Genomic DNA, 20,134 nt, shown 5'->3' with positions numbered 1-20,134 from the left:
TCTCACGCCACGTTCTCGACAAGCTCGAACCGAACGGGCTGAAATGGCTTAAGCGGCTTGCCTTTCCCCGGCAGAGGCCTTGGCCTTTGCCTTGAGATAGCGGTGCATATGCTCGGTCACGTCGCGGCCGTCGCGGATCGCCCAGACCACCAGCGAAGCGCCGCGCACGATGTCGCCAGCGGCGAACACGCCGTCCATGCTGGTCATCATCGTCTTGTGATCGACGCGCAGCGTGCCCCAGCGGGTGACCGACAGATCCTCCGCGCCAAACAGCTTGGGCAGTTCTTCCGGATCATAGCCCAGCGCCTTGATCACGAGATCGGCCTCCAGCGTGTGCTCCGTGCCCGGATCGGCTTCCGGCGCGCGGCGGCCCGATGCGTCGGGCTGGCCGAGGCGCATCTTGGTGACCTTGACGCCGGTGACATGCTCCGTGCCTTCGAAGGCGATGGGGGCGGAGAGCCAGACGAACTCGACGCCCTCTTCCTCGGCATTGGCGACTTCGCGCTGCGAGCCGGGCATATTGTCGCGGTCGCGGCGGTAGAGGCACTTGACCGAAGTCGCGCCCTGACGGACGGCGGTGCGGACACAGTCCATCGCCGTGTCGCCGCCGCCGATGACGACGACCTTCTTGCCATTGGCGTGCAGCGAGCCATCCTCATGCTCCGGCACGGCGTCACCGAAACCGGCCTTGTTGGAGGCGATCAGGAAGTCGAGCGCTTTGACCACGCCCGGCGCGCCGACGCCCGGCGCCTTGATGTCGCGGGGCTTGTATACGCCGGTGGCGATCAGCACCGCGTCGTGGCGGCTGCGTAGTTCTTCCATCGTCGCATCGCGGCCGACCTCGAAGCTCTCATGGAAGATGATGCCGCCGTCCTTGAGGCGCTGGATGCGGCGCATGACGACGTCCTTCTCCAGCTTGAAGCCGGGGATGCCGTAGGTCAGCAGCCCGCCCGCGCGGTCGTGCCGGTCATAGACATGCACTTCATAGCCCGCGACCCGCAGATATTCCGCTGTGGTCAGCCCCGCCGGACCCGCGCCGATGACGCCGACCGACTGGCCGGTCGCTGCGCCTGGCGCCAGCGGTTCGACCCAGCCTTCCTTCCAGGCGGTGTCGGTGATGAACTTTTCCACCGATCCGATGGTGACCGAGCCGTGGCCCGAAAATTCGATGACGCAATTGCCTTCGCACAGGCGATCCTGCGGGCAGATGCGGCCGCAGATTTCCGGCATGGTGCTGGTCAGGTTCGACAGCTCATAGGCCTCGCGCAGCCGCCCCTCGGCGGTCAGGCGCAGCCAGTCGGGGATATGGTTGTGCAGCGGGCAATGGGTCGAGCAATAGGGCACGCCGCATTGCGAGCAGCGCGACGCCTGTTCTTCCGCCTTGTCCAAGATGAAGCTGCGACTGATTTCGAGGAAGTCGTCGGCGCGATCGTCGGCCGAACGCTTCTCGGGATAGGCTTGGCCCGTTCCCACGAATTTCAGCATTGGATTGTCAGCCATGGTGAGTCCCTAGAATGAATTTGCAGGGTGCCCATAGCAGAAAAACCCGCAGAGTCACGTGGATTCTGCAATTTATGTCAGCCTATATGTCCTAATTTATACCCGTTTTCCGCAGAAGCGAAGAAATGGCGAAATAATCTTGCGCATATTGGGTCCGATTCGGTCTTATCGTAGGGAGAGCCACACCAATGCAGTGATTCCCGCAATGATTCGATACCAGGCGAAGGGGGTGAAGCCGTGCCGCGACACCAGGCCCACGAACCATTTGATCACCAGCACCGCGACGATGAAGGACACGATGAAGCCCAGGGCGATGCTGTCCCATCCGACCGTGGCTGAGGTTAGCTTGTCGCCATTTTTCAGCAGTTCCAGCGTGGTCGCGCCCAACATCGTCGGAATGGCGAGGAAGAAGCTGAACTCCGCCGCCGTGCGCCGCTCGACCCCCAGCGTCAGCGCGCCCATGATCGTCGCGCCCGACCGGCTGATGCCCGGGATCATGGCAAGGCACTGGATCAGGCCGATGCCGATCACCCGGACGAAAGGGATGTCGGCTATGCCGTGGAAGCGGTTTTCCTTCACCATCCGCTCGATCGCCAGGATCGCGATGCCGCCGACGATCAGCGCCCAGGCGACGACCTTCGGCGCGCCCAGCAGTTGCTCGATATATTTGTGCAGGGCAAGGCCGATCACCGCCGCCGGGATGAAGGCGACCAGCAGATTGCGCAGGAAACGCCAGCTCGTCGGATCGTTGCGCAACAACCCCATGCCGACGGCCCAGAAGGTCCGCCAGTAAAGCACCACCACCGCCAGGATCGCGCCCAATTGGATGATGACGTTGAACATCGCCCAAGTGGACGAATCATAACCCAGCAACTCACTCGCCAGGATCAGATGGCCGGTTGAGGAAACAGGCAGAAACTCGGTCAGCCCCTCGACAATGCCAAGCAGGATGACTGTCAGATAATGCAGGTCCATGGGTGGATCGGATCCTTGTAGGGCGAACGGGAAGAAGCCCTCCCCCGGACGGGAGAGGACGCGAAGGCGTGATATCTATTGTGCAAAAGCGAAAGGCGCGCGCAAGGCGGCCTGTCGCGGTCCGATGTCGGTCCGGCTGATCGGCTTTGCCCGATCAGGCCTGAACCCGCCCGGCAAAGCGACCATGCTTGCGATAGCGGACCAGCCATTTTTCCGCGACGGCCGGCATCGGCGTGGCCGCGACGCCCAGATCGGCCAGCCCGTTCGCATCCTCTGCGACGACATTGTCCTTGCCCAGCATCGCCAATTGGTCCCGCGTGATCGGCCCGCCCGGCAGCATTGCCAGCAGCGAGGCGAGCGAAGCGGGAACCGCGCACAGGCTGCGCTCGCGGCCGATGGCCTTGGCGATCCAGGCGTTGAGTTCCAGCATCGAATAGGTCTGCGGCCCGCCCAGTTCATAGGTCTTGCCGCCATGGACGCCGGGCTTTTCGGCGGCATTGGCGATGGCCTGCGCCACGTCCGCGACATAGACGGGCTGGAACCGGGTGCTGGCGCCGATCACCGGCACCACCGGGGCAAGGCGGATGATCTCTGCAAAGCGGTTGAGGAACTGGTCCTCCGGTCCGAAGATGATCGACGGGCGGATGATGGTGGCGTTGGGGAAGGCGGCCTTGACCGCCGCTTCGCCCGCGGCCTTCGACCGGCCATAGGCGGACGGGCTTTGCGCGTCCGCGCCGATCGCGGAGATATGCACCAGCGCCTTGACGCCCGCATCCGCCGCCGCCTTGGCGACATGGGCCGCGCCGTCGTGATGCGATCCTTCGAAATCGCCGGAAAGGATGCCGACCAGATTGACGACGATGTCGCTGCCGGCAATGGCGCGGGCGACGCTTTCAGGCTTGCGGATGTCGGCCGCGACGAACTGGGTCTGACCCAGCCCACCCAGCGGCTTGACGCGCAGGGCGGTCGCCAGATCGCGCTGCACCACCCGCACCCTGGCGCCGCGCGCCATCAGCGCCTGTGCGACCTGTCGGCCCAGAAAGCCGCCGCCGCCGAACACCGTAACCAGACTGTCCTTCATCACGCGTCCCATGCCTGTTTTTGATAGGGGTGCGCATTCCCTTGCAACAGCCGCCGCCCGCTGACAACTGGTTTACCGGCGTTTACCCGATCCAGCCCTGCAAATCAGCAATCATCCACAGGCCAAGGCCCAGGAACAGCAGAGCGGCGCCGATCTGAAGCGCGCGCATCGGCACCTTTTTCGCCAGCACGTCCCCGAACAGCACGGCAGGCACATTGGCGATCATCATGCCCAGAGTCGTTCCGGCGGTGACGGCAAAGATATTGTCGAACCGCGCGCCCAGCATCACGGTCGCCACCTGCGTCTTGTCGCCCATCTCGACCAGGAAGAAGGCGATAAGCGTGGTCATGAACACGCCTGCCCCGGAAGGGGCCTTCAGCGGCTCGTCCTCGTCGAACTTGTCGGGGATCAGCGTCCAGGCGGCCATGCCGATGAAACTCGCCGCGACGGCATAGCGGAACCAGGGCTGGGTCAGCACGCCGGCGATGGAATGGCCGACCAGCGCAGCGAGGAAATGGTTGGCGAGCGTCGCGAAGAGGATGCCCAGGATGATCGGCACCGGCTTGCGGAACCGGGTGGCGAGCAACATCGCCAGCAATTGCGTCTTGTCGCCCATTTCCGCGAGCGCGACGAGAGTGGTGGAGGTGAAAATTGCTTCCATAGGGGATTTGTCCGGGCCGGGCGAAGGATGAAGGACACAATGTCACCACCTCCCCCCACCCGGCCGGATGGGGAAGGCGATGCCATTGGTCTCGCCCGATGCGAAAGATTTGCATCCCTCGCGTCCCGCCCGCCATGACCTCTCGGCCAAATATGTTGACGAACGGCCCGCTCCTTATGCGGAACGGCTGGCTACTCCCCAGATGACGCACGGGTATCTAGGATAGATCAGGCAAGAAGGCAAGCCGCACGCGCGGCCCCAATGACGGCTTGCGGCTATCCTCCGTTCCTTTGATGGATGGAATGAAGACTGCAGATGGCCATTTGCTGCCGTTAAGCGCGCCGTGCTCCTGCGAAAGCAGGAGCCCAGTTCAGACGGTCCGATAATCCACAGAGGGCAAGACTGGGCTCCTGCCTTCGCAGGAGCACGGTTCAACCAAGGCGAACATCAATGTCCACCCTCCACCTAAATCCGAACTCGCCCATCATCAGCCCAAACCTACCAGCGGCACGATGTCGACCGGCCGCCCGTTGCGCCGCAATTCGACGGTGATGCTCGGCCGCCCCGGTCCCGCATTGCCGATCGGATCGCCTTGCCGCACGCTGTCCCCCACCGCCGCGTTGAGGCGCAGCAGGCCGGTGATCAGCGTCGTCCAGCCGCCCCCATGGTCGATGATCACGATCTGCCCATAGCCGCGATACGGCCCGGCAAAGACGATGCGCCCCGCGGTCGGCGCCACCGCCAGAGCCTCCGGCCGGGTGGCGATGGTAAGCCCCCGCGAGCGGACGCCGCTTTCGGACACCTCGCCCATGCCCGTCACCAACTGTCCGACGACTGGCAGGCGATAGGGCGGCGCCGCGCCAAGGCCGCGTGGGCGTTGGGGCGCGGGGGCGCGGGCCTGGTCGGGCCGGGCGGGGCGCGGCAAGGGGCCGGGCAAGGCCGCCAATCGGTCGCGCAGGTCGCCCGCTTCCTCCAGCTTGTCCATCAGGTCGACGATATCGCGCGCGCGCTCGCCCAGCGCCAGGGCGCGATCGCTTTCCAGATCGGCATTGGCCCGGTAATCCTGCGCGGCGAGCCGCTTTTGCGCTTCCAGCGTCTGGAGCGCGGCTTGGCGCTGCTTCAGATCCTGCTGGCTCTGCGCGAGCGAATCCGCTGCCTGTTCTGCCGTTGCGCGCAGGGCATGGCTGCGGTCCAGTTCTGCGCGCAACCCGGCGGTGCGTTCGCGGATGACGGGCAGTACCTGGCCCAGCACGGCGCGCATATGGATGGCGTCGCTGATCGATCCGGGCTGGACCAGGGCGAGAGCCAGCGGTCGTTGCGCCATCATTTGCAAGGCGGCGGTCAGCCGGACGACGGGCTCTTGTTTCGCGGCGAGGCGGGCGGCCTGGGCGCGCTGAAGCCGGGCGATGATGGCGATGCGGGCCTGGGCGGCCTGGATGTCGGCTTCTGCCTGCTGGATGCGGGCGGCCATGGCGGCGGCGCGGCGGCGGGCCTGGTCGGCTTCGTCGCGGGCCATTGCGGCTTGCCGTTCGAGCCGTTCGGAGCGGTCGCGGGCCTCATCCGACTGGCGGCGCGCGGTCTTGAGGGCGGATTGTTCTTCGCCAAGGCTGGTGCCGCCGGTGCCAGGCATGATGATGGCTTGGCCATCGGCGGCGGGCAGGCGCGAGGACGCGAGGGCCGCCGCCCCAGCGAGCAATGCCGCGATGATCGCCGTCCGTTTCACCTTTGCCCCCTGCCGGTTCCGGGTTCGGGACCGACTGGGCCTAACTAAGCCCTGTTCCGATAGAAGGAAAGCGCCTCTATCCTTCCCTGTGGTATGGATGCCCGGCCAGGATCGAGCAGGCGCGCCACAATTGCTCGGCCAGCATGGCGCGGGCCATCATATGGGGCCAGGTCATAGCGCCGAAAGCGATCAGCAGGTCGGCATCGTCGCGCTCCGTATCGTCGAAGCCATCCGCCGCGCCGATCAGGAAGCGGCATTCCCGCTTTCCGGAATCGCGCCAGCCTTCGATCCGCTTGGCGAAATCCATGGAGTTAAGCTGGCGGCCCTTCTCGTCTAGCATCACCGTCACGCAAGCCGGCGGGGCGGGAGGCAGCTTGCCGCCCCGATCCGGCAGTTCGGTGATCTTGAACGGCATGGTCAGCCGCTTGGCATAGCGGTCGACCAATTCCGCCTCGGGCGAGCGCCCGATCTTTCCGCGCGCGATGATATGGAGGAGCATGTCCTCCCCCTAATGGCTCAACGCGCGCTTGTCGAAGGGTGGATCAGGCCGTTCCCGCCACCGGCGCGTCGACAAAACCCCACATCCGCTCCAGATTGTAGAAGCTGCGCACCTCCGGCCTGAACAGGTGGACGATCACGTCGCCGGCATCGATCAGCACCCAGTCGGCCACAGGCAGACCTTCGACGCGGGCGGACCGCCCGGTGGCCTGCTTGATCCGCTCGGCCAGCTTCTGCGCCATCGACGCGACCTGACGCGACGAGCGCCCGCTCGCGATCACCATATGATCAGCGATGCTGCTCTTGCCTTCGAGGGGGATGGAAATGGTTTCCTGCGCCTGGTCGTCGTCAAGCGACTTGAGGACAAGGTCATGCAGGGCGGCAACGCTGTCGGCGCTCTGGGCCGTGTCGTTGGCGGGATGCGGTCTGGTCAAACGGGCTCCATTCTAGACAATCAACCGGCGCGTGAGCGGGTCGCGCACGCGTTTCTGTTCATATTCGCGATGCCAGAGGGGGTCTGCCTGCCGCAGCAGGGTCGCCGATCTTGGATCAGGGCGAAAGCGCAGAAGCACAAGCGCCGGCGGTCTCCAATCCGTCCATGCTGCACTCTGGCGTGCGGGCCGGACGAAGCGCCGCAGCCAGCTCATGGCCGATGAGCCACGGGCAAGCCCATCATAGCCGGGCCGGGCGATTACGGCAATGGGCATAATCCGGGCTATGCCGCGCCAGTCCTTCCATTGGCCGAACTGGGCAAGATTGTCGGCGCCCATCAGCCAAATAAAGCGGTGCCGGGGATAGCGGCTCTGAAGCGATTTCAGTGTGTCGACGGTATAGCGGGTGCGAAGCTGCGCTTCGATCGCTGTGGGGCGGATAGGGTTGCGCCGCGCAACTTTTTGCGCGTGGGCGAGGCGCGCGGGAAGGGGCGCCATGCCGGATTTGGGCTTCAGCGGATTTCCGGGAGACACCAGCCACCAGACTTCATCGAGCTTCAGCGCGTCCATCGCGAACAGGGAAATGGCCCGATGCCCGCCATGCGCTGGATTGAAGGAGCCGCCGAGAAGGCCGATGCGTTTCATGATTCGCCCATGCCAGTTGGCGGAGTTCGGAGCAAATCTCCTGCGCAAGTGGATAGATGTTTAGCGAGCTAAGCTGATTGTCGTAGTCTCGACAAAGGCCGGGCTTTGGGAGGCTGGGTTGCGTGCCATTCATCTATGGTTCTCGCCGGATTAGCGAAATGGAAGGCGGGTTTTGGTCTTTCCGGACATTTTCGAAGTTCGTCATCCCCGCGAAGGCGGGGATCCATCTCCTGACCTAACCGCTTGATGCAACGCTGGGAGATGGAATGGACCGGAAGTATAATTAGCTTCCTAATCTCCTATCGAGCCTGTCTGTCCTATTCCGCCGCATTCGGCAGAGCCTCCGGCAACGCCCGCACGGCTTCCGCCGACACAGGTTCCCGGACCAGCGCCTCCACCGGCTCCAGTTCTTCCAGTTCCTTGCCACCGGTTTCGATATTGAGGTCGCGCAGCTTGCGTCCCGTCACCAGCACGCGGCCTTCGAAGCTTCCCACGAAGCTGTTATAATCCGCCACCGCCCCAGTGAGCCGGTTGCCAAGCTTCTTGAGCGAGCCCGCCGCCGCCGCCAGTCGTTCATAAAGTTCCTTACCGAGCATGCCGATTCGCTTGGCCTCGTCCGCCATCTTCTCCTGACGCCAGACCGCCGCCACGGTTCGGGCGATGGCAATGAGGTTGGTCGGCGTGGCCAGCAGCACGCGTTTGCCGAAGGCATGGTCCCAAAGCTGCGGATCATGCTCCAGCGCCGCGGAGAGGAAATGTTCGCCCGGCACGAACATGATCACATAGTCGGGCGCGTCCTCGAACTGGTCGGCATAACTTTTCCGCCCCAGCGTCTCGACATGGGCGCGCATCGCGGCGGCATGGGCGGACAGGAAACGCTTCTTCTCCTCGTCGCCCTCCGCCCCATAGGCGTCCTGATAGGCGTTCAATGACACCTTGGCGTCAATCACCAGCGCCCGCCCGCCCGGCACCCGCAGGATCGCGTCGGGGCGCAGGCGGCCATCCTCGCCCTCCACGCTGACCTCGGTATGGAAATCGACATATTCGGAAAGGCCGCAGGTTTCGAGGACGTTGCGCAACTGCTGCTCGCCCCACCGCCCGCGCGCCTTGGGGGCATGGCGCAGCGAATCGACCAGACGCTGTGCTTCGGCGCGCACCGCCTCCTGCCCGGTCTTCATCGATTCGATCTCGCCGCGCAATATGCCATAGGCCTCGGTACGCTGCTGCTCGATCTGGGTGATCTTCTGGTCGTAGCGCTGGATCGTCTCATTGACTGGATGCAGCAACTGCTTGAGCTGCGCCTCGCTCTTCTCATGTGCCTGCGCCATGCGCTGGTCGGCGCGTTCGAGGAAATGGCTCTGCGCCTGGTGCAGCAGCTTGCCGCCAATCTCGCTGAACTGGGCCGAAAGCTGCTCCTTGGCGTCCTTGAGCGCAGCGATCTGCGCCTCGAACGCTTCCGCCCGCGCTTGTGTGTCGGATTGCAGCGCCGCCAGCTCCCGCGCCACCAGTTCCCGCGCCGATCGCTCCGCATCCAGCCTTTGCGCCAGATCCGCCGCCTGCGCCGCGCGCTCCTGCGCCACCACCAGTTCCTGAAGCGCCGCGTTGCGCTGGGTCGCCGCCATGTCGAGCTTGCCCGCCAGATCGGCCTTTTCCGCCACAAGAGGCGTCACGGACTTGCCCCGCAACAGCCAGCCGATCCCCAGCCCGGCGACCAGGGCTACAACAACAAGAATGACGGTCAGGCTGTCCATATATACCCCTTTATGGAACGAAAGGTGAACCTAGCGGCGTGACGTCATTGCCGCAAGCCTCCTCATGCCGCCTGCGCATGGGGCACCGCGAAGCGCTGGCGATAATCGCCGGGCGACAGGCCGACCAGCCGGTGGAACAGCTTGCGGAAGGCGGCGGCGTCCTCATAGCCGACGCTCCAGGCGATCTGGTCGACCGTGCGCCGGGTGAATTCCAGAAGCTCGCGTGCCTTGGCGATCCGCAGATGCTGGGCATATTCGATCGGGGTCATGCCGGTCGCGGCCTTGAAACGGCGCTGGAAGGTGCGTTCTTCCATGCCCACTTGCCCGGCCATTTCCCCGACGCTGACCACTTTGGCCTCCCGCGCCTGCAACCAGTGCTGGACCTTCAATATCGGCTCGTCGCCATGGGTGAGGCGCGGCACGAAGCGGGCATAATGGCGCTGCTCGCGGCCTGCCGGATCGACCAGCAGGAATTTTCCCGTATCCAGCATCACCGTCGGCCCCAGCAGCCGGTCGACCAGCCGCAGGCCCAGATCGGTCCAGGCCATCAGCCCGCCCGCCGTGATGATGTCGCCATCGTCGATCACCATCCGGTCGCTGTCGAGCCGCACTTTGGGAAAGCGTTCGCGAAAGCGGTCCGCGAACAGCCAGTGCGTCGTCGCCGGCCGCCCATTCAGCAACCCCGTGGCGGCCAGCATGAAGGCGCCGCCGCAATTGGACGCGAGCGTCGCCCCCTGCGCATGGCGGTCGAGCAGCCAGCGCGCATAGGGTGCCGATTCCTCCGCATCCGGCGGGCCGGTGAGGCGCCCCGGGATCAGCAGGATCTCGGGCGTGCCGCCCAAGGCTTCGGCCTCATGCGTGTCATAGCTGCGCGTGAAGCCGTGCTCCTCGTCCCGTTCCCAATGGCTGACCCGCAAGACCGGGCCGCCATGCTCGGCCGAAAAATGCCCGGCGATCGTCAGCAGGTCGGTCACGCCATGGACCATCGCCATCTGGCAACCGGGATAAAGCAGTATCCCGACCTCCGCCCTGGGAAGCATCGTGTCAGCCATCATCGACGCCCTCATGTCGGAATCGGCCCGTTTAATGTCGGGTCCGCCAATTCCGACCATGAGCCGCTTCTCCTATTTCCGCAAGCACAGGGCGTCGGAAGCGCCCTTCATCGGAAGGGAAGTCATCATGAGCCATTTCATCACCGCCAAGGACGGCACCCGCATCTTCTATAAGGATTGGGGACCGCGCGACGGACAGCCGATCATCTTCTCCCATGGCTGGCCGCTGAGCGCCGATGCCTGGGACGCGCAGCTCGTCTTCTTCGCCAATCAGGGCTTTCGTGCCATCGCCCATGACCGCCGCAGCCATGGTCGTTCGGACCAGGTGTGGGACAATAACAATATGGATGGCTATGCTGACGATCTGGCCGATCTGATCGAGACGCTGGACCTGCATGACGTCATATTGGTCGGCCATTCGACCGGCGGCGGCGAAGTCACCCGCTATGTCGGCCGCCATGGCACCAGCCGCGCCGCAAAGCTGGCGCTGATCGGCGCCGTCCCGCCGCTGATGCTGAAGACCGAGGCCAATCCCGGCGGCCTGCCGATCGAAGTGTTCGACGGCATCCGCAAGGGCACGTTCGACAATCGCAGCCAGTTCTTCAAGGATCTCACCATCCCCTTCTACGGCTATAACCGGAAAGGCGCGGCGATCTCCGAAGGCCTTCGCGAAGAATTCTGGCGGCAGGGCATGGCGGGCGGCTTGAAGGGCCAGCTCGACAGCATCCGCGCCTTTTCGGAAAGCGACTTCACCGCCGATCTGAAGAAGGTCGATGTGCCGACGCTCGTTCTGCACGGCGACGACGACCAGATCGTGCCGATCGGCGCTTCGGCCCTCTCCACCGTCAAGATCGTGTCCCATGCTGTGCTGAAGGTGTATGAAGGGGCGGATCATGGACTGACGCAGACGCATCAGGATCGGTTCAACGCCGACCTGCTGGATTTCATCAACGGCTGAACCGCGAAGGGGGACTTCGCGCCCCCGACGCTGTGCTTACTGCAAGGAAACGACCATGGCTCAGGAAACATTCCTCATCACCGGCGCCTCGGACGGGATCGGCGCGATCTATGCCGACCGGATCGCCCGGCGCGGCGCCAATCTGATCCTCGTCGCCCGGCGCGTGGACAAGCTTGCCGATCTCGCCAACCAACTGCACGCCCAAACCGGCGTGCATGTCGAGGTGCTGGCGGCCGATCTCGCTGACCCAGAAGACCTCGCCCGGATCGAAGCCCGGCTGCGCGATGACGACAGCATCACCGGCCTCGTCAACAATGCCGGGATCGCGGGCGAGAGCGGCTTCGTTGACACCGACCCCGCCCATCTGACCGGCATGATCGACCTCAACGTGCTGGCGGTGACGCGGCTCTCCTCCGCCATCGCGCCGCGCCTCGCGAAAAAGGGAGCGGGGGCGATCATCAACATCACCTCGGTCACGGCGCTGATGCCGGAGAGCTTCAGTGCCGTCTATCCCGCGACCAAGGCGTTCGTGCTGGCCTTCACCGAAGCCCTCCAGGCGCAATTGGGGTCCAAGGGCGTGCGCGTGCAGGCGGTGCTGCCCGGAATCACGCGGACCGCGATCTGGAGCGATGAGCAACTCGCCAACTTTCCGCCGTCCATGGTGATGGAAGCGGGCGAGATGGTGGATGCCGCGCTCGCCGGTTTCGACATGGGCGAGCCGATCACGATTCCCGCCTTGCCCGACAATGCGCAGCTTGACGCTTATCTGGCGGCCAGGGCGGCGCTGCGGCCCAATCTGTCGCTCGCCCATGCGGCGCCCCGCTATGGGGTGATGCAAGCGGTGGAGTAATATGGCGCACCTCTCCTCCCCGTCATATCCGCGAAAACGGGAATGACGGGGAGGAGAGCGACGGTTTCATCAAGGAGGCGTGACATGATCCTCGATCTCATCCCCCTGCCGCAGTTCATCGCGCTGCATGTCGGCATCAGCCTGATCGGCATCGTCAGCGGCCTCATCGCTCTCCCCGCCATGGCGCGGGGCTGGTGGGTGCCGCGCACGCAGGCGGTGTTTCTGGTGACGACGCTGCTCACCAGCCTCACCGGTTTCCTCTTCCCCTTTCACGGCTTCACGCCCGCAATCGGGGTAGGGGTGATCTCGACCGTCGATCTGGCGGTGGCCTTCGTCGCGCTCTTCAACCTCGACCGAGCAAGCTGGGCGCGGGCGGCCTATGCGATCAGCGCGACCGTGGCGCTATGGCTCAACCTGTTCGTGCTGGTGGTGCAGGCGTTTCAGAAGGTGGCGGTGCTGAGCGCTCTGGCACCCAGCGTCATGCTCGCCGGGCAGGTCCTGCTGTTGATCGCGATGCTGGTCCTCGGCGCGGCGCTGCTGCGGCGCGCTCAGGCCAAGGACGAGCGGAACGCCGCCAATCGCGCCACCGCCTGATCCAGAACCTCGTCCGCCTTGGAAAAGCAGAGGCGGACGAGGTGCGTCACCGGATCGGCGGGGTAGAAGGCGGAAATCGGGATCGCCGCGACAACTGCTTCATCAATGATCCGCTCGCAGAAGGTGACGTCATCCATATCGATGCCCGAAGCGGGCAGGTCGACGGTCACGAACCAGGTGGCGGCGCTGGAATTCACGACATAGCCCGCCGCGCGCAGTCCCTCTACCAGACGGTCGCGCGATGCCTGATAGCCCTCGCGCATGGCGGTGAACCAGCCTTCCGGCTTTGTCAGCCCCTCGGCCACCGCCCATTGCAGGTTGGGCGGGGTGGTGAAGGTGACGAACTGATGCGCCCGCGCCAGCAGGGTGGCTATGGGCGGCGCGGCGCACATCCAGCCGACCTTCCAGCCCGTGAGCGAGAAGATCTTCCCCGCCGATCCGATCTTCACCGTCCGTTCCCGCATGCCGGGGAAGCCGATCAGTGGCTTGTGCGCGATGCCATCGAAGGTGACATGCTCCCACACCTCATCGCAGATTGCGATCAGGTCATGCTCCACGCAAAACGCCGCCAGCAGCGCCAGTTCTTCGTCGCGCAGGGCGATGCCGGTGGGGTTCACCGGATTGTTCATCAGCAGGAAGCGGGTGTTTCCGGTAACGGCGGCCTCCAGCGCGTCACGCCCGATCCGCCAGTCGGGCGGGGTAAGGCGAAGGACGCGCGCTACGCCGCCGGCGCGCTCGATCAGCGGCAGATAGGCGTCGTAAAGCGGCGCCAGCACCAGCACTTCGTCGCCCGGCCGGACCAGCGCGAGCAGGCTGGCGGCGATCGCCTCGGTCGCGCCGGAGGTGACGATAACCTCCTGCGCCGTGAGGTCGAGGTCTTGATGCCGCGCATAATGCGCTGCCACCGCCTCGCGCAGTTCGGCAATGCCCGCCATGGGCGGATATTGGTTGGATCGGGTTAGCAGCGCATCGGCGGCGGCACGCAGGATCTCCTCCGGTCCCTGGGCGTCGGGAAAGCCCTGCCCCAGATTGATCGCGCCGGTTTCCCTGGCGCGGGCCGACATTTTTTCGAAGATGGTGGTGGGCATGTTCCGATAGACGGGATGGCCGAGAGGATCGCGAGCGCTCATGCCGGTCGACATGCCGGTTTTTGGGGCGAGGGGTCAAGTTGCATGCGATCGGCTCTCTCCTTCCGCCTTCCGATGCATTATTATGCCGCCTTTCCCATCGTCACGAGCGAGCAAAGATGATCGACCGCCTGTTCCTGCAACATCCCAGAGACGTGAACGAAAGCTACGGCCAGCATTTTCAAGTGGCGACGCGCTTCGGTTTCCTGATGGTGCGGGCGGGGTTCGCCTGCATGGTCCACGGGCTGGTGCCAGCCTTCTTCACCCGCACCGGCAGCGCCACGGTCAAGCGGCTCTATGGCGAAATGCGCCAGCGCCAGCCCGATCTGGCGGAACAGCAGCCGGCTTATCTGAGCCCGCAATGGCGGCCGGATTATGAGATTTGAGGCATAGAAAAAGCCGCCCGGTTGAGGCGGCTTTTGGTTCTGTAAAGGCTGCGGCACCTTGCGGTGCCGAGTAAATCGGATGACCGTCCCCCGGACGGTCATTTGATCCGATTTACTCCCACTCAATGGTCCCCGGCGGCTTCGACGTATAATCGTAAACTACGCGGTTGATGCCCTTCACCTCATTGATGATCCGTGTGGCCACGCGGCTGAGGAAGGCGGCATCGAAGGGGTAGATATCTGCCGTCATGCCGTCGGTGGACGTCACTGCCCGCAGCGCGCAAACCGAGTCATAGGTGCGGTGATCGCCCATCACGCCCACGGTCCGTACCGGTAGCAGCACCGCAAAGGCCTGCCAGATCGCATCATAGAGCCCGGCGTTGCGGATTTCCTCCAGATAGACCGCGTCCGCCTTGCGCAGGATGTCGCAGCGGTCCTTGGACACCTCGCCCGGAATGCGGATGGCAAGGCCGGGGCCGGGGAAGGGGTGCCGCCCGACGAAAATCTCAGGCAGGCCGAGTTCGCGGCCCAGCACGCGCACTTCGTCCTTGAACAGTTCGCGCAGCGGCTCGACCAGCTTCATGTTCATGCGCTCTGGCAGGCCGCCGACATTGTGGTGCGACTTGATCGTCACCGACGGCCCGCCGGTGAAGGACACCGATTCGATCACGTCGGGATAGAGCGTGCCCTGTGCCAAGAAGTCCGCCCCGCCGATCTTCTTCGCCTCTTCCTCGAACACCGCGATGAACTCGCCGCCGATGAACTTGCGCTTCTTCTCCGGGTCGGTCAGGCCCGCAAGGCCGCCCAGAAAGCGCTCCTCGGCATTCACATGGACCAGCTTGATGCCATAATGCTCGCGGAACAGGCTCACCACCTGCTCCGCCTCGCCCAGCCGCATCAGGCCATGGTCGACGAACACGCAGGTCAGCTGATCGCCAATGGCTTCGTGGATCAGCACGGCGGCGACGGCGCTGTCGACGCCGCCCGAAAGCCCGCAGATCACCCGGCCTTCACCGACCTGCGCCCGGATGTCGGCAATCTTGGTCGCGCGGAACTCCGCCATGGTCCAGTCGCCCGCCAGCCCGCAGACATGGCGCACGAAATTGGCGAGCAGCTTCGCGCCGTCGGGGGTGTGGACGACCTCGGGGTGGAACTGCGTCGCGTAAAAGCGCTTTTCCTCGTTGGCGGTGATCGCATAGGGCGCGCCCTCGCTGACCGCCACGACCTCGAAGCCCGGCGCAAGCTGCGTCACCTTGTCGCCATGGCTCATCCAGACCTGATGGCGTTCGCCGTCGGTCCAAAGGCCGTCGAACAGCGCGCAGCCCTTCTTCACCTCGATGAAGGCGCGGCCGAATTCGCCGCTTTCGCCGCCTTCGACATTGCCGCCAAGCTGCTGCATCATCGTCTGCTGGCCGTAGCAGATGCCCAGGATCGGAATGCCCGCCTCGAAGAAATGCTGCGGGGCGCGAGGGGAATCCTCCCACATCACCGAGGAGGGGCCGCCGGACAGGATGATGCCCTTGGGCTTAAGCCGCTCGAAAGCTTCGGCGGCGCTATTGAACGGAGCGATCTCGGAATAGACGCCCGCCTCGCGCACGCGGCGCGCGATGAGCTGCGTCACCTGGCTGCCGAAGTCCACGATAAGGATGGAATCCTGAAGGGGCAGCGTCATCGAATCGCCTTTATATGTCCAGTGGAAGGGATTCGCGCCCGGTTAGTGCGCTTGGGCTTCCTTGTCCAGCGAAGCCGCGTCCTGCGCCCGCCCCGCAGCCCATCCCAGCAGCGCGCCGCCCGCCAATACCGCCGCGGCGATCAGGAAAGCGCTGCCGATGAAGGGCAGCAGCGGCTTGGCGCCCACCGACATCGAATAAACCGCCCCGAAGAACAGCGGCGACACTATGCCCGCGATCGAGCCGACGCTGTTGTTCGCGCCCTGCAACTGGCCCTGCTCGGACTCCGACACGTGTTGCGTCATCAGCGATTGGATGGTCGGCATCGCCAGTCCCCAGAGCGCATTGGGGAACATCGCCGCGACGAACAGCCAGCCCGTCGACGCCAACCCCATGGCCAATATCCCGACCGCGCCGAAGCCAAGCCCGATCACCATCGTCGTCCGATCGCCCAGCCGCTTCACCACCGGCCCGACCAGCACCCCTTGCACGCCCATGTCCATGAGGCCCATCAGCGCGAACAGCGCCCCCACCTGCCACGCCCCCCAGCCGTAGCGGTCACCCGCATAAAGCACGAACGCGGCGGTGAAGAGGTGATGCGCGAAATAAAGCAGGAAGTTGACGACAGCCAGGCTGGAGAGTTCCGGATGCGACCGCAGCAGTCGCAACGCGCCAAAGGGATTGGCCCGCTTCCACGAAAAATCCATCCTTCTGTCCGCGCCAAGCGATTCCGGCAGCACGAACAATCCATAGAGAAAGGCCAGCCCCGACAATCCCGCCGCCGCCCAGAAAGGCGCCCGCAGCGAAATCTCGCCCAGCACCCCGCCCAGCAGCGGTCCGGCGACAAAGCCCCCGCTGAACGCCGCCCCGATCAGGCCATAGCCCCGCGCCCGGCCTTCGGGCGGGGTGATGTCGGCCATATAGGCGAAGGTCGAGGTAAAGCTGGAGGACGTCACCCCCGCCAGCATCCGCCCCACCGCCAGCCACCAGAGATTGGGCGCCAGCGCCATCAGCAGGAAATCAAGCGCCAGCCCGGCCACCGAAACCAGAATCACCGGCCGCCGCCCGAACCTGTCGGAGAGCGACCCGATCACGGGCGAGCAGAGAAACTGCATCGCCGCCCAGAGCGCGACGAACAGCCCGTTCCACATCCCCGCCGCCGCATTGGAGCCGGAGAGCCTTTCGATGAGCTGCGGCAGCACCGGGATGATGATCCCCATCGACATGACGTCGAGCAGCGCCGTCACCAATATGAAGGCGATCGCGGCGGTTTGGCGATGGGGCATGCGGGCGGGCACGAGAAAACTCCTGGACGAGTTTCTCGCCTAGAGACTCCGCCTCGCCCTGCCAAGCCTTTGAGGCCGGTTACCGCGCGGCGCGGTCCCGGCGGAAATAGACATCCGCGATCCGGCCGTTCTGCACCGAACAGGTGAAATGCTGCGACCTGCCGTCCTGCGTTCGCCAGCCGGAGCGTACCTCGACATCTCCCTCCACATCATAGCCGCCGCGGGTTTCGCGCGGTTCCTGCACCTGGCGCACTTCGGCATAACCGCCGTCGCGTTCGGCTTCGTCGCGGGCGGCGAGGGCGCAATGGGTGATCGCTTCCTCGCTGGCCTGATCGGCCGGGGTGGCGGCGGGATCGTCCTGCCGGCCGTAGCGATCGGATTGGGGGCCGGAACGGGCGGGCTCCTGATCCGCCGCCACGACGTCCGAAAAATCATCGTCGGCGCGGGGTGGGCTTGCCTGATCCTCGGGCGTCTGAGGCTCGTCGGCGGGCGGCTGCGCCTCGTCGGACAGGTCGTCCTGTTCCTGCGGAGAGCTTTGCCGTGGTTGGAATGCCTGCGCCGAAGCCGCGCCGCCCGTCAGCAGCGCCAGCGTCATCAGCGATCCCGTCATCCACCTTGTCCTGTTCATCGGCCCGCGTCCCTCAACCAGTTTTGCAGGAGTGCTATGCCTGTCCGGCTGTCAGAGTGCTGAACGGCTATTTCGGTTCGTCGCGTATCCGCAGCCCGGTGAACTGCGCGGCGAAGGCATAGCTGTCGGCATATTCGTCGATCAGCTTGTCGACCGGCTTGCCGGAGCCATGGCCGGCCTTGGTATCGATCCGGATCAGGCGCGGTTTCGGCCCCAGCTCCGCTGCCTGAAGCGCGGCGGCATATTTGAAACTGTGCGCCGGGACTACCCGGTCGTCGGTATCGCCGGTGGTGACGAGGATCGCCGGATAATCCTTGCCGCCGATGATGTTGTGATAGGGCGAATAGGCATAGAGCAGGTGGAAATCCTCTTCCCGGTCCGGCGATCCATAATCGTCGATCCAATAGCGCCCGGCGGTGAAGCGGTCGAAGCGCAGCATGTCCATCACCCCGACGGCGGGCAGGGCGGCGGCGAACAGGTCGGGCCGCTGGTTCACCACCGCCCCGACCAGCAGGCCGCCATTGGACCGCCCCTCGACCGCCAGGCCGTCTTTCGTCGTATAGCCATTGGCCTTCAGATATTCGCCCGCCGCGATGAAGTCGTCGAACACATTCTGCTTGTTGGCGAGGCGACCCGCGTCATGCCACGCCTTGCCGAATTCCCCGCCGCCGCGCAGATTGGCGATGGCATAGACGCCGCCCTGCTCCAGCCAGGCCATGCGGGTGGCCGAATAGCCGGGCGTCAGCGCGATGTTGAAGCCGCCATAGCCGTAAAGGATAGTCGGCGCGGGGGTCTTGGCGAGAGCCAGCGCCTTCTTGCGGATCACCGTCATCGGAATCATCGTGCCGTCCTTCGACGGGTAGCTGATCTGCTCGATGCCGTAATCGTCGGGATTGAAGGGCAGGTCGGGCCGCGCGAACAGCTCGTACCGCAGCGTCGCGGTATCGAAGCGATAGATGCTCGACGGCGTGGTGAAGCCAGAAAAGCTGAAGAAGGTTTCCGGGTCGCCGTCGCGTCCGCCAAAGCCTGCCGCCGTGCCCATGCCGGGCAGCGGCACGTCGCTGACCTTGCGCCCGTTCAGGTCGACCAGCTCCGCCACGGTTTCCGCATCGGACAGATAGGCGAGGATCAGCCGGTCCCCCACCAGCGATCCGCCGGCCAGCGTATCCATGCGTTCGGCCACCACCTGCTTGCCGCTGCGCCGGGGATAGCGGGCGTCGATGCTGACGACGCGGAGATGCGCGGCATATTGATCGGTGATGAAATAGAGCGTCGGCCCCCGGCTGCCGATCAGCCGCCAGTCATTGGTGATGCCCTTGACCAGCGATCGGATCTTCACCTTGCCGCCGGTCAGTTCGGCCAGATGCAGCTCCCGGCGCGGATCGGTGCCCTGGAAACTGCTGATGATCAGCCAGCGGCCGTCCTGGGTCACTTGCGCCATGTGGCTGAGCCGGGGTTGGTCGGGGGTGGCGTAGATCAGTTGGTCCTGTGCCTGCGACGTGCCGAGGCGGTGATAATAAAGCTGCTGCCCGACCGTGGAGGACTGAAAGCTGGCCCCATCCTGCGGCGCGGCGAAGCGGGAATAGAAGAAGCCCTGCCCCTGTCCGTCCCAGGCGAGCTGGGAGAATTTCACCCATTGCACCGCGTCGTCGAGCGGCCTGGCGGTGGCTACGTCCAGCACCTTGAGCGTGCGCCAGTCGCTTCCGGCCTCCTGCACGGCATAGAGCAGGAAGCGGCCGTCGGGGGAGGGCGCCCATTCCGCCAGCGCGTCCGACCCGTCTTCGGCCCAGTCATTGGGGTCGATCAGCAGGCGCTGCTGGCCATTGATGCCCTCGCGCACATAAAGCGGCGTCTGGTTTTGCAGCCCCTTGTTATAGCCGTAGAAGTAGCGCCCTCCTGCCTTGCGCGGGATGGTGTAGCGGCCATGGGCGAGCAGAGCCTGCATCCGCGTCTTGAGGATGTCGCGGCCCGGCAGGGCGTCGATGAACCGGCGGGTGAGGCGGTTTTCCTGTGCTACCCAGTCGCGAATGGCGGGATCGCCGCGCAGGTCGTTTTCCAGCCAGCGATAAGGGTCGGTCACCTTGACCCCGAAATGATCCTCGACCAGATCGAGCCGTCTGGCGGCGGGATAGTGCAGTCCGGAGCTTTTGGCGCTGGCCTTGGCGGCGCTGGCGGCTGCATCCGGCTCTGCGTGGGCGGGAAGGGCGGCCAGCAACAGCGACGCCAAAGCAAGCCAGCCAAAGCCGCGCATCCTCTCTTTTTCCCCTATCCCGATGGAAACAAAACGAAACAGGCCGTGGCCCTTATCAAGCCACGGC

The 20,134-nt window shown here is 64.9% G+C and carries 19 protein-coding genes and 1 riboswitch; of the genes, 4 read left to right on the top strand and 15 right to left on the bottom strand.

The window, feature by feature from the left end; translation table 11 throughout:
* Positions 1-48: 48 nt before the first annotated feature.
* The 10 genes from VVT58_RS12155 to VVT58_RS12110 all read right to left on the bottom strand — a co-directional run bounded on the left by VVT58_RS12155 (position 49) and on the right by VVT58_RS12110 (position 10,320).
* Positions 49-1,500: an NAD(P)-dependent oxidoreductase gene (locus VVT58_RS12155; protein ID WP_087574682.1), complete on the bottom strand. Its 1,452-nt coding sequence runs from the start codon at positions 1,498-1,500 to the stop codon at positions 49-51.
* Between the two features lie 165 nt (positions 1,501-1,665).
* Positions 1,666-2,475 carry an undecaprenyl-diphosphate phosphatase gene (locus tag VVT58_RS12150; protein WP_066560818.1) on the bottom strand — a complete coding sequence of 270 codons (810 nt, stop codon included), beginning with the start codon at positions 2,473-2,475 and terminating at the stop codon, positions 1,666-1,668.
* 154 nt (positions 2,476-2,629) lie between these two features.
* Positions 2,630-3,568: a complex I NDUFA9 subunit family protein gene (locus VVT58_RS12145; protein ID WP_327752827.1), complete on the bottom strand. Its 939-nt coding sequence runs from the start codon at positions 3,566-3,568 to the stop codon at positions 2,630-2,632.
* 70 nt (positions 3,569-3,638) lie between these two features.
* Positions 3,639-4,217: a TMEM165/GDT1 family protein gene (locus tag VVT58_RS12140; protein ID WP_066560813.1), complete on the bottom strand. Its 579-nt coding sequence runs from the start codon at positions 4,215-4,217 to the stop codon at positions 3,639-3,641.
* 20 nt (positions 4,218-4,237) lie between these two features.
* Positions 4,238-4,430, bottom strand: a riboswitch (yybP-ykoY riboswitch).
* Positions 4,431-4,704: 274 nt separating this feature from the next.
* Positions 4,705-5,940 carry a murein hydrolase activator EnvC gene (locus VVT58_RS12135; protein WP_087574678.1) on the bottom strand — a complete coding sequence of 412 codons (1,236 nt, stop codon included), beginning with the start codon at positions 5,938-5,940 and terminating at the stop codon, positions 4,705-4,707.
* Between the two features lie 76 nt (positions 5,941-6,016).
* Entirely contained in the window at positions 6,017-6,439 is a 423-nt protein-coding gene (locus VVT58_RS12130) for a 23S rRNA (pseudouridine(1915)-N(3))-methyltransferase RlmH (protein WP_087574677.1), read from the bottom strand.
* A gap of 43 nt (positions 6,440-6,482) precedes the next feature.
* Positions 6,483-6,872 carry a ribosome silencing factor gene (gene rsfS, locus VVT58_RS12125; protein ID WP_037462830.1) on the bottom strand — a complete coding sequence of 130 codons (390 nt, stop codon included), beginning with the start codon at positions 6,870-6,872 and terminating at the stop codon, positions 6,483-6,485.
* 12 nt (positions 6,873-6,884) lie between these two features.
* A complete protein-coding gene (locus VVT58_RS12120) occupies positions 6,885-7,562 on the bottom strand; it encodes a nicotinate-nucleotide adenylyltransferase (protein ID WP_254911519.1) in 678 nt (225 codons plus the stop codon).
* A gap of 269 nt (positions 7,563-7,831) precedes the next feature.
* Entirely contained in the window at positions 7,832-9,265 is a 1,434-nt protein-coding gene (gene rmuC, locus VVT58_RS12115) for a DNA recombination protein RmuC (protein WP_087574293.1), read from the bottom strand.
* 62 nt (positions 9,266-9,327) lie between these two features.
* Positions 9,328-10,320 (bottom strand): GlxA family transcriptional regulator, encoded by a 993-nt coding sequence (locus VVT58_RS12110; RefSeq protein WP_327752828.1) that lies wholly within the window; start codon positions 10,318-10,320, stop codon positions 9,328-9,330.
* A 124-nt stretch (positions 10,321-10,444) separates the two neighbouring features.
* Between VVT58_RS12110 and VVT58_RS12105 the strand changes: the two genes are divergently transcribed.
* The 3 genes from VVT58_RS12105 (at position 10,445) to VVT58_RS12095 (ending at position 12,719) form a co-directional block, all read left to right on the top strand.
* Positions 10,445-11,275, top strand: a complete 831-nt coding sequence (locus VVT58_RS12105) for an alpha/beta fold hydrolase (protein ID WP_087574296.1) — start codon at positions 10,445-10,447, stop codon at positions 11,273-11,275.
* 55 nt (positions 11,276-11,330) lie between these two features.
* A complete protein-coding gene (locus VVT58_RS12100; RefSeq protein ID WP_087574292.1) occupies positions 11,331-12,125 on the top strand; it encodes an SDR family oxidoreductase in 795 nt (264 codons plus the stop codon).
* Between the two features lie 84 nt (positions 12,126-12,209).
* Positions 12,210-12,719, top strand: coding sequence for a hypothetical protein (locus VVT58_RS12095; protein ID WP_087574291.1), 510 nt, complete (start codon positions 12,210-12,212; stop codon positions 12,717-12,719).
* Here VVT58_RS12095 and VVT58_RS12090 read toward each other — a convergent pair.
* Positions 12,674-13,861: an aminotransferase gene (locus VVT58_RS12090; RefSeq protein WP_087574290.1), complete on the bottom strand. Its 1,188-nt coding sequence runs from the start codon at positions 13,859-13,861 to the stop codon at positions 12,674-12,676. The genes VVT58_RS12095 and VVT58_RS12090 overlap by 46 nt on opposite strands.
* Before the next feature lie 104 nt (positions 13,862-13,965).
* On the opposite strand from VVT58_RS12090, the gene VVT58_RS12085 reads away from it, so the two are divergent.
* Positions 13,966-14,232 (top strand): DUF6356 family protein, encoded by a 267-nt coding sequence (locus VVT58_RS12085; RefSeq protein WP_066553319.1) that lies wholly within the window; start codon positions 13,966-13,968, stop codon positions 14,230-14,232.
* Between the two features lie 112 nt (positions 14,233-14,344).
* On the opposite strand, the gene guaA is transcribed toward VVT58_RS12085, so the two are convergent.
* The 4 genes from guaA to VVT58_RS12065 all read right to left on the bottom strand — a co-directional run bounded on the left by guaA (position 14,345) and on the right by VVT58_RS12065 (position 20,067).
* On the bottom strand, positions 14,345-15,904 hold the full coding sequence (guaA, locus tag VVT58_RS12080) for a glutamine-hydrolyzing GMP synthase (RefSeq protein ID WP_066553321.1): 1,560 nt from the start codon (positions 15,902-15,904) through the stop codon (positions 14,345-14,347).
* Between the two features lie 42 nt (positions 15,905-15,946).
* The gene (locus VVT58_RS12075) at positions 15,947-17,200 is read right to left on the bottom strand and encodes a TCR/Tet family MFS transporter (protein WP_237229903.1); all 1,254 of its coding nucleotides are present in this window, start codon (positions 17,198-17,200) and stop codon (positions 15,947-15,949) included.
* Positions 17,201-17,267: 67 nt separating this feature from the next.
* Positions 17,268-17,798 carry a hypothetical protein gene (locus tag VVT58_RS12070; RefSeq protein ID WP_254911473.1) on the bottom strand — a complete coding sequence of 177 codons (531 nt, stop codon included), beginning with the start codon at positions 17,796-17,798 and terminating at the stop codon, positions 17,268-17,270.
* Between the two features lie 85 nt (positions 17,799-17,883).
* Positions 17,884-20,067: a prolyl oligopeptidase family protein gene (locus VVT58_RS12065; protein WP_087574288.1), complete on the bottom strand. Its 2,184-nt coding sequence runs from the start codon at positions 20,065-20,067 to the stop codon at positions 17,884-17,886.
* Positions 20,068-20,134 lie beyond the last annotated feature (67 nt).

The organism is Sphingobium sp. SJ10-10, assembly GCF_036038995.2.
Classification (GTDB): Bacteria; Pseudomonadota; Alphaproteobacteria; order Sphingomonadales; family Sphingomonadaceae; genus Sphingobium.
Note: the sequence above shows the minus strand (reverse complement) of the source record. Positions and strands in the feature narration are given on the sequence as shown.

What these genes read in the sequence shown, in the direction of transcription:
- VVT58_RS12105 (WP_087574296.1), top strand. Translation starts at nt 10,445, where the DNA reads ATGAGCCATTTCATCACCGCCAAGGACGGCACCCGCATCTTCTATAAG.
- VVT58_RS12090 (WP_087574290.1), bottom strand. Translation starts at nt 13,861, where the DNA reads ATGTCGACCGGCATGAGCGCTCGCGATCCTCTCGGCCATCCCGTCTAT.
- VVT58_RS12100 (WP_087574292.1), top strand. Translation starts at nt 11,331, where the DNA reads ATGGCTCAGGAAACATTCCTCATCACCGGCGCCTCGGACGGGATCGGC.
- VVT58_RS12155 (WP_087574682.1), bottom strand. Translation starts at nt 1,500, where the DNA reads ATGGCTGACAATCCAATGCTGAAATTCGTGGGAACGGGCCAAGCCTAT.
- VVT58_RS12070 (WP_254911473.1), bottom strand. Translation starts at nt 17,798, where the DNA reads ATGACGGGATCGCTGATGACGCTGGCGCTGCTGACGGGCGGCGCGGCT.
- guaA (WP_066553321.1), bottom strand. Translation starts at nt 15,904, where the DNA reads ATGACGCTGCCCCTTCAGGATTCCATCCTTATCGTGGACTTCGGCAGC.
- VVT58_RS12140 (WP_066560813.1), bottom strand. Translation starts at nt 4,217, where the DNA reads ATGGAAGCAATTTTCACCTCCACCACTCTCGTCGCGCTCGCGGAAATG.
- VVT58_RS12150 (WP_066560818.1), bottom strand. Translation starts at nt 2,475, where the DNA reads ATGGACCTGCATTATCTGACAGTCATCCTGCTTGGCATTGTCGAGGGG.
- VVT58_RS12085 (WP_066553319.1), top strand. Translation starts at nt 13,966, where the DNA reads ATGATCGACCGCCTGTTCCTGCAACATCCCAGAGACGTGAACGAAAGC.
- VVT58_RS12095 (WP_087574291.1), top strand. Translation starts at nt 12,210, where the DNA reads ATGATCCTCGATCTCATCCCCCTGCCGCAGTTCATCGCGCTGCATGTC.
- rmuC (WP_087574293.1), bottom strand. Translation starts at nt 9,265, where the DNA reads ATGGACAGCCTGACCGTCATTCTTGTTGTTGTAGCCCTGGTCGCCGGG.
- VVT58_RS12145 (WP_327752827.1), bottom strand. Translation starts at nt 3,568, where the DNA reads ATGGGACGCGTGATGAAGGACAGTCTGGTTACGGTGTTCGGCGGCGGC.
- VVT58_RS12065 (WP_087574288.1), bottom strand. Translation starts at nt 20,067, where the DNA reads ATGCGCGGCTTTGGCTGGCTTGCTTTGGCGTCGCTGTTGCTGGCCGCC.
- VVT58_RS12130 (WP_087574677.1), bottom strand. Translation starts at nt 6,439, where the DNA reads ATGCTCCTCCATATCATCGCGCGCGGAAAGATCGGGCGCTCGCCCGAG.
- VVT58_RS12110 (WP_327752828.1), bottom strand. Translation starts at nt 10,320, where the DNA reads ATGATGGCTGACACGATGCTTCCCAGGGCGGAGGTCGGGATACTGCTT.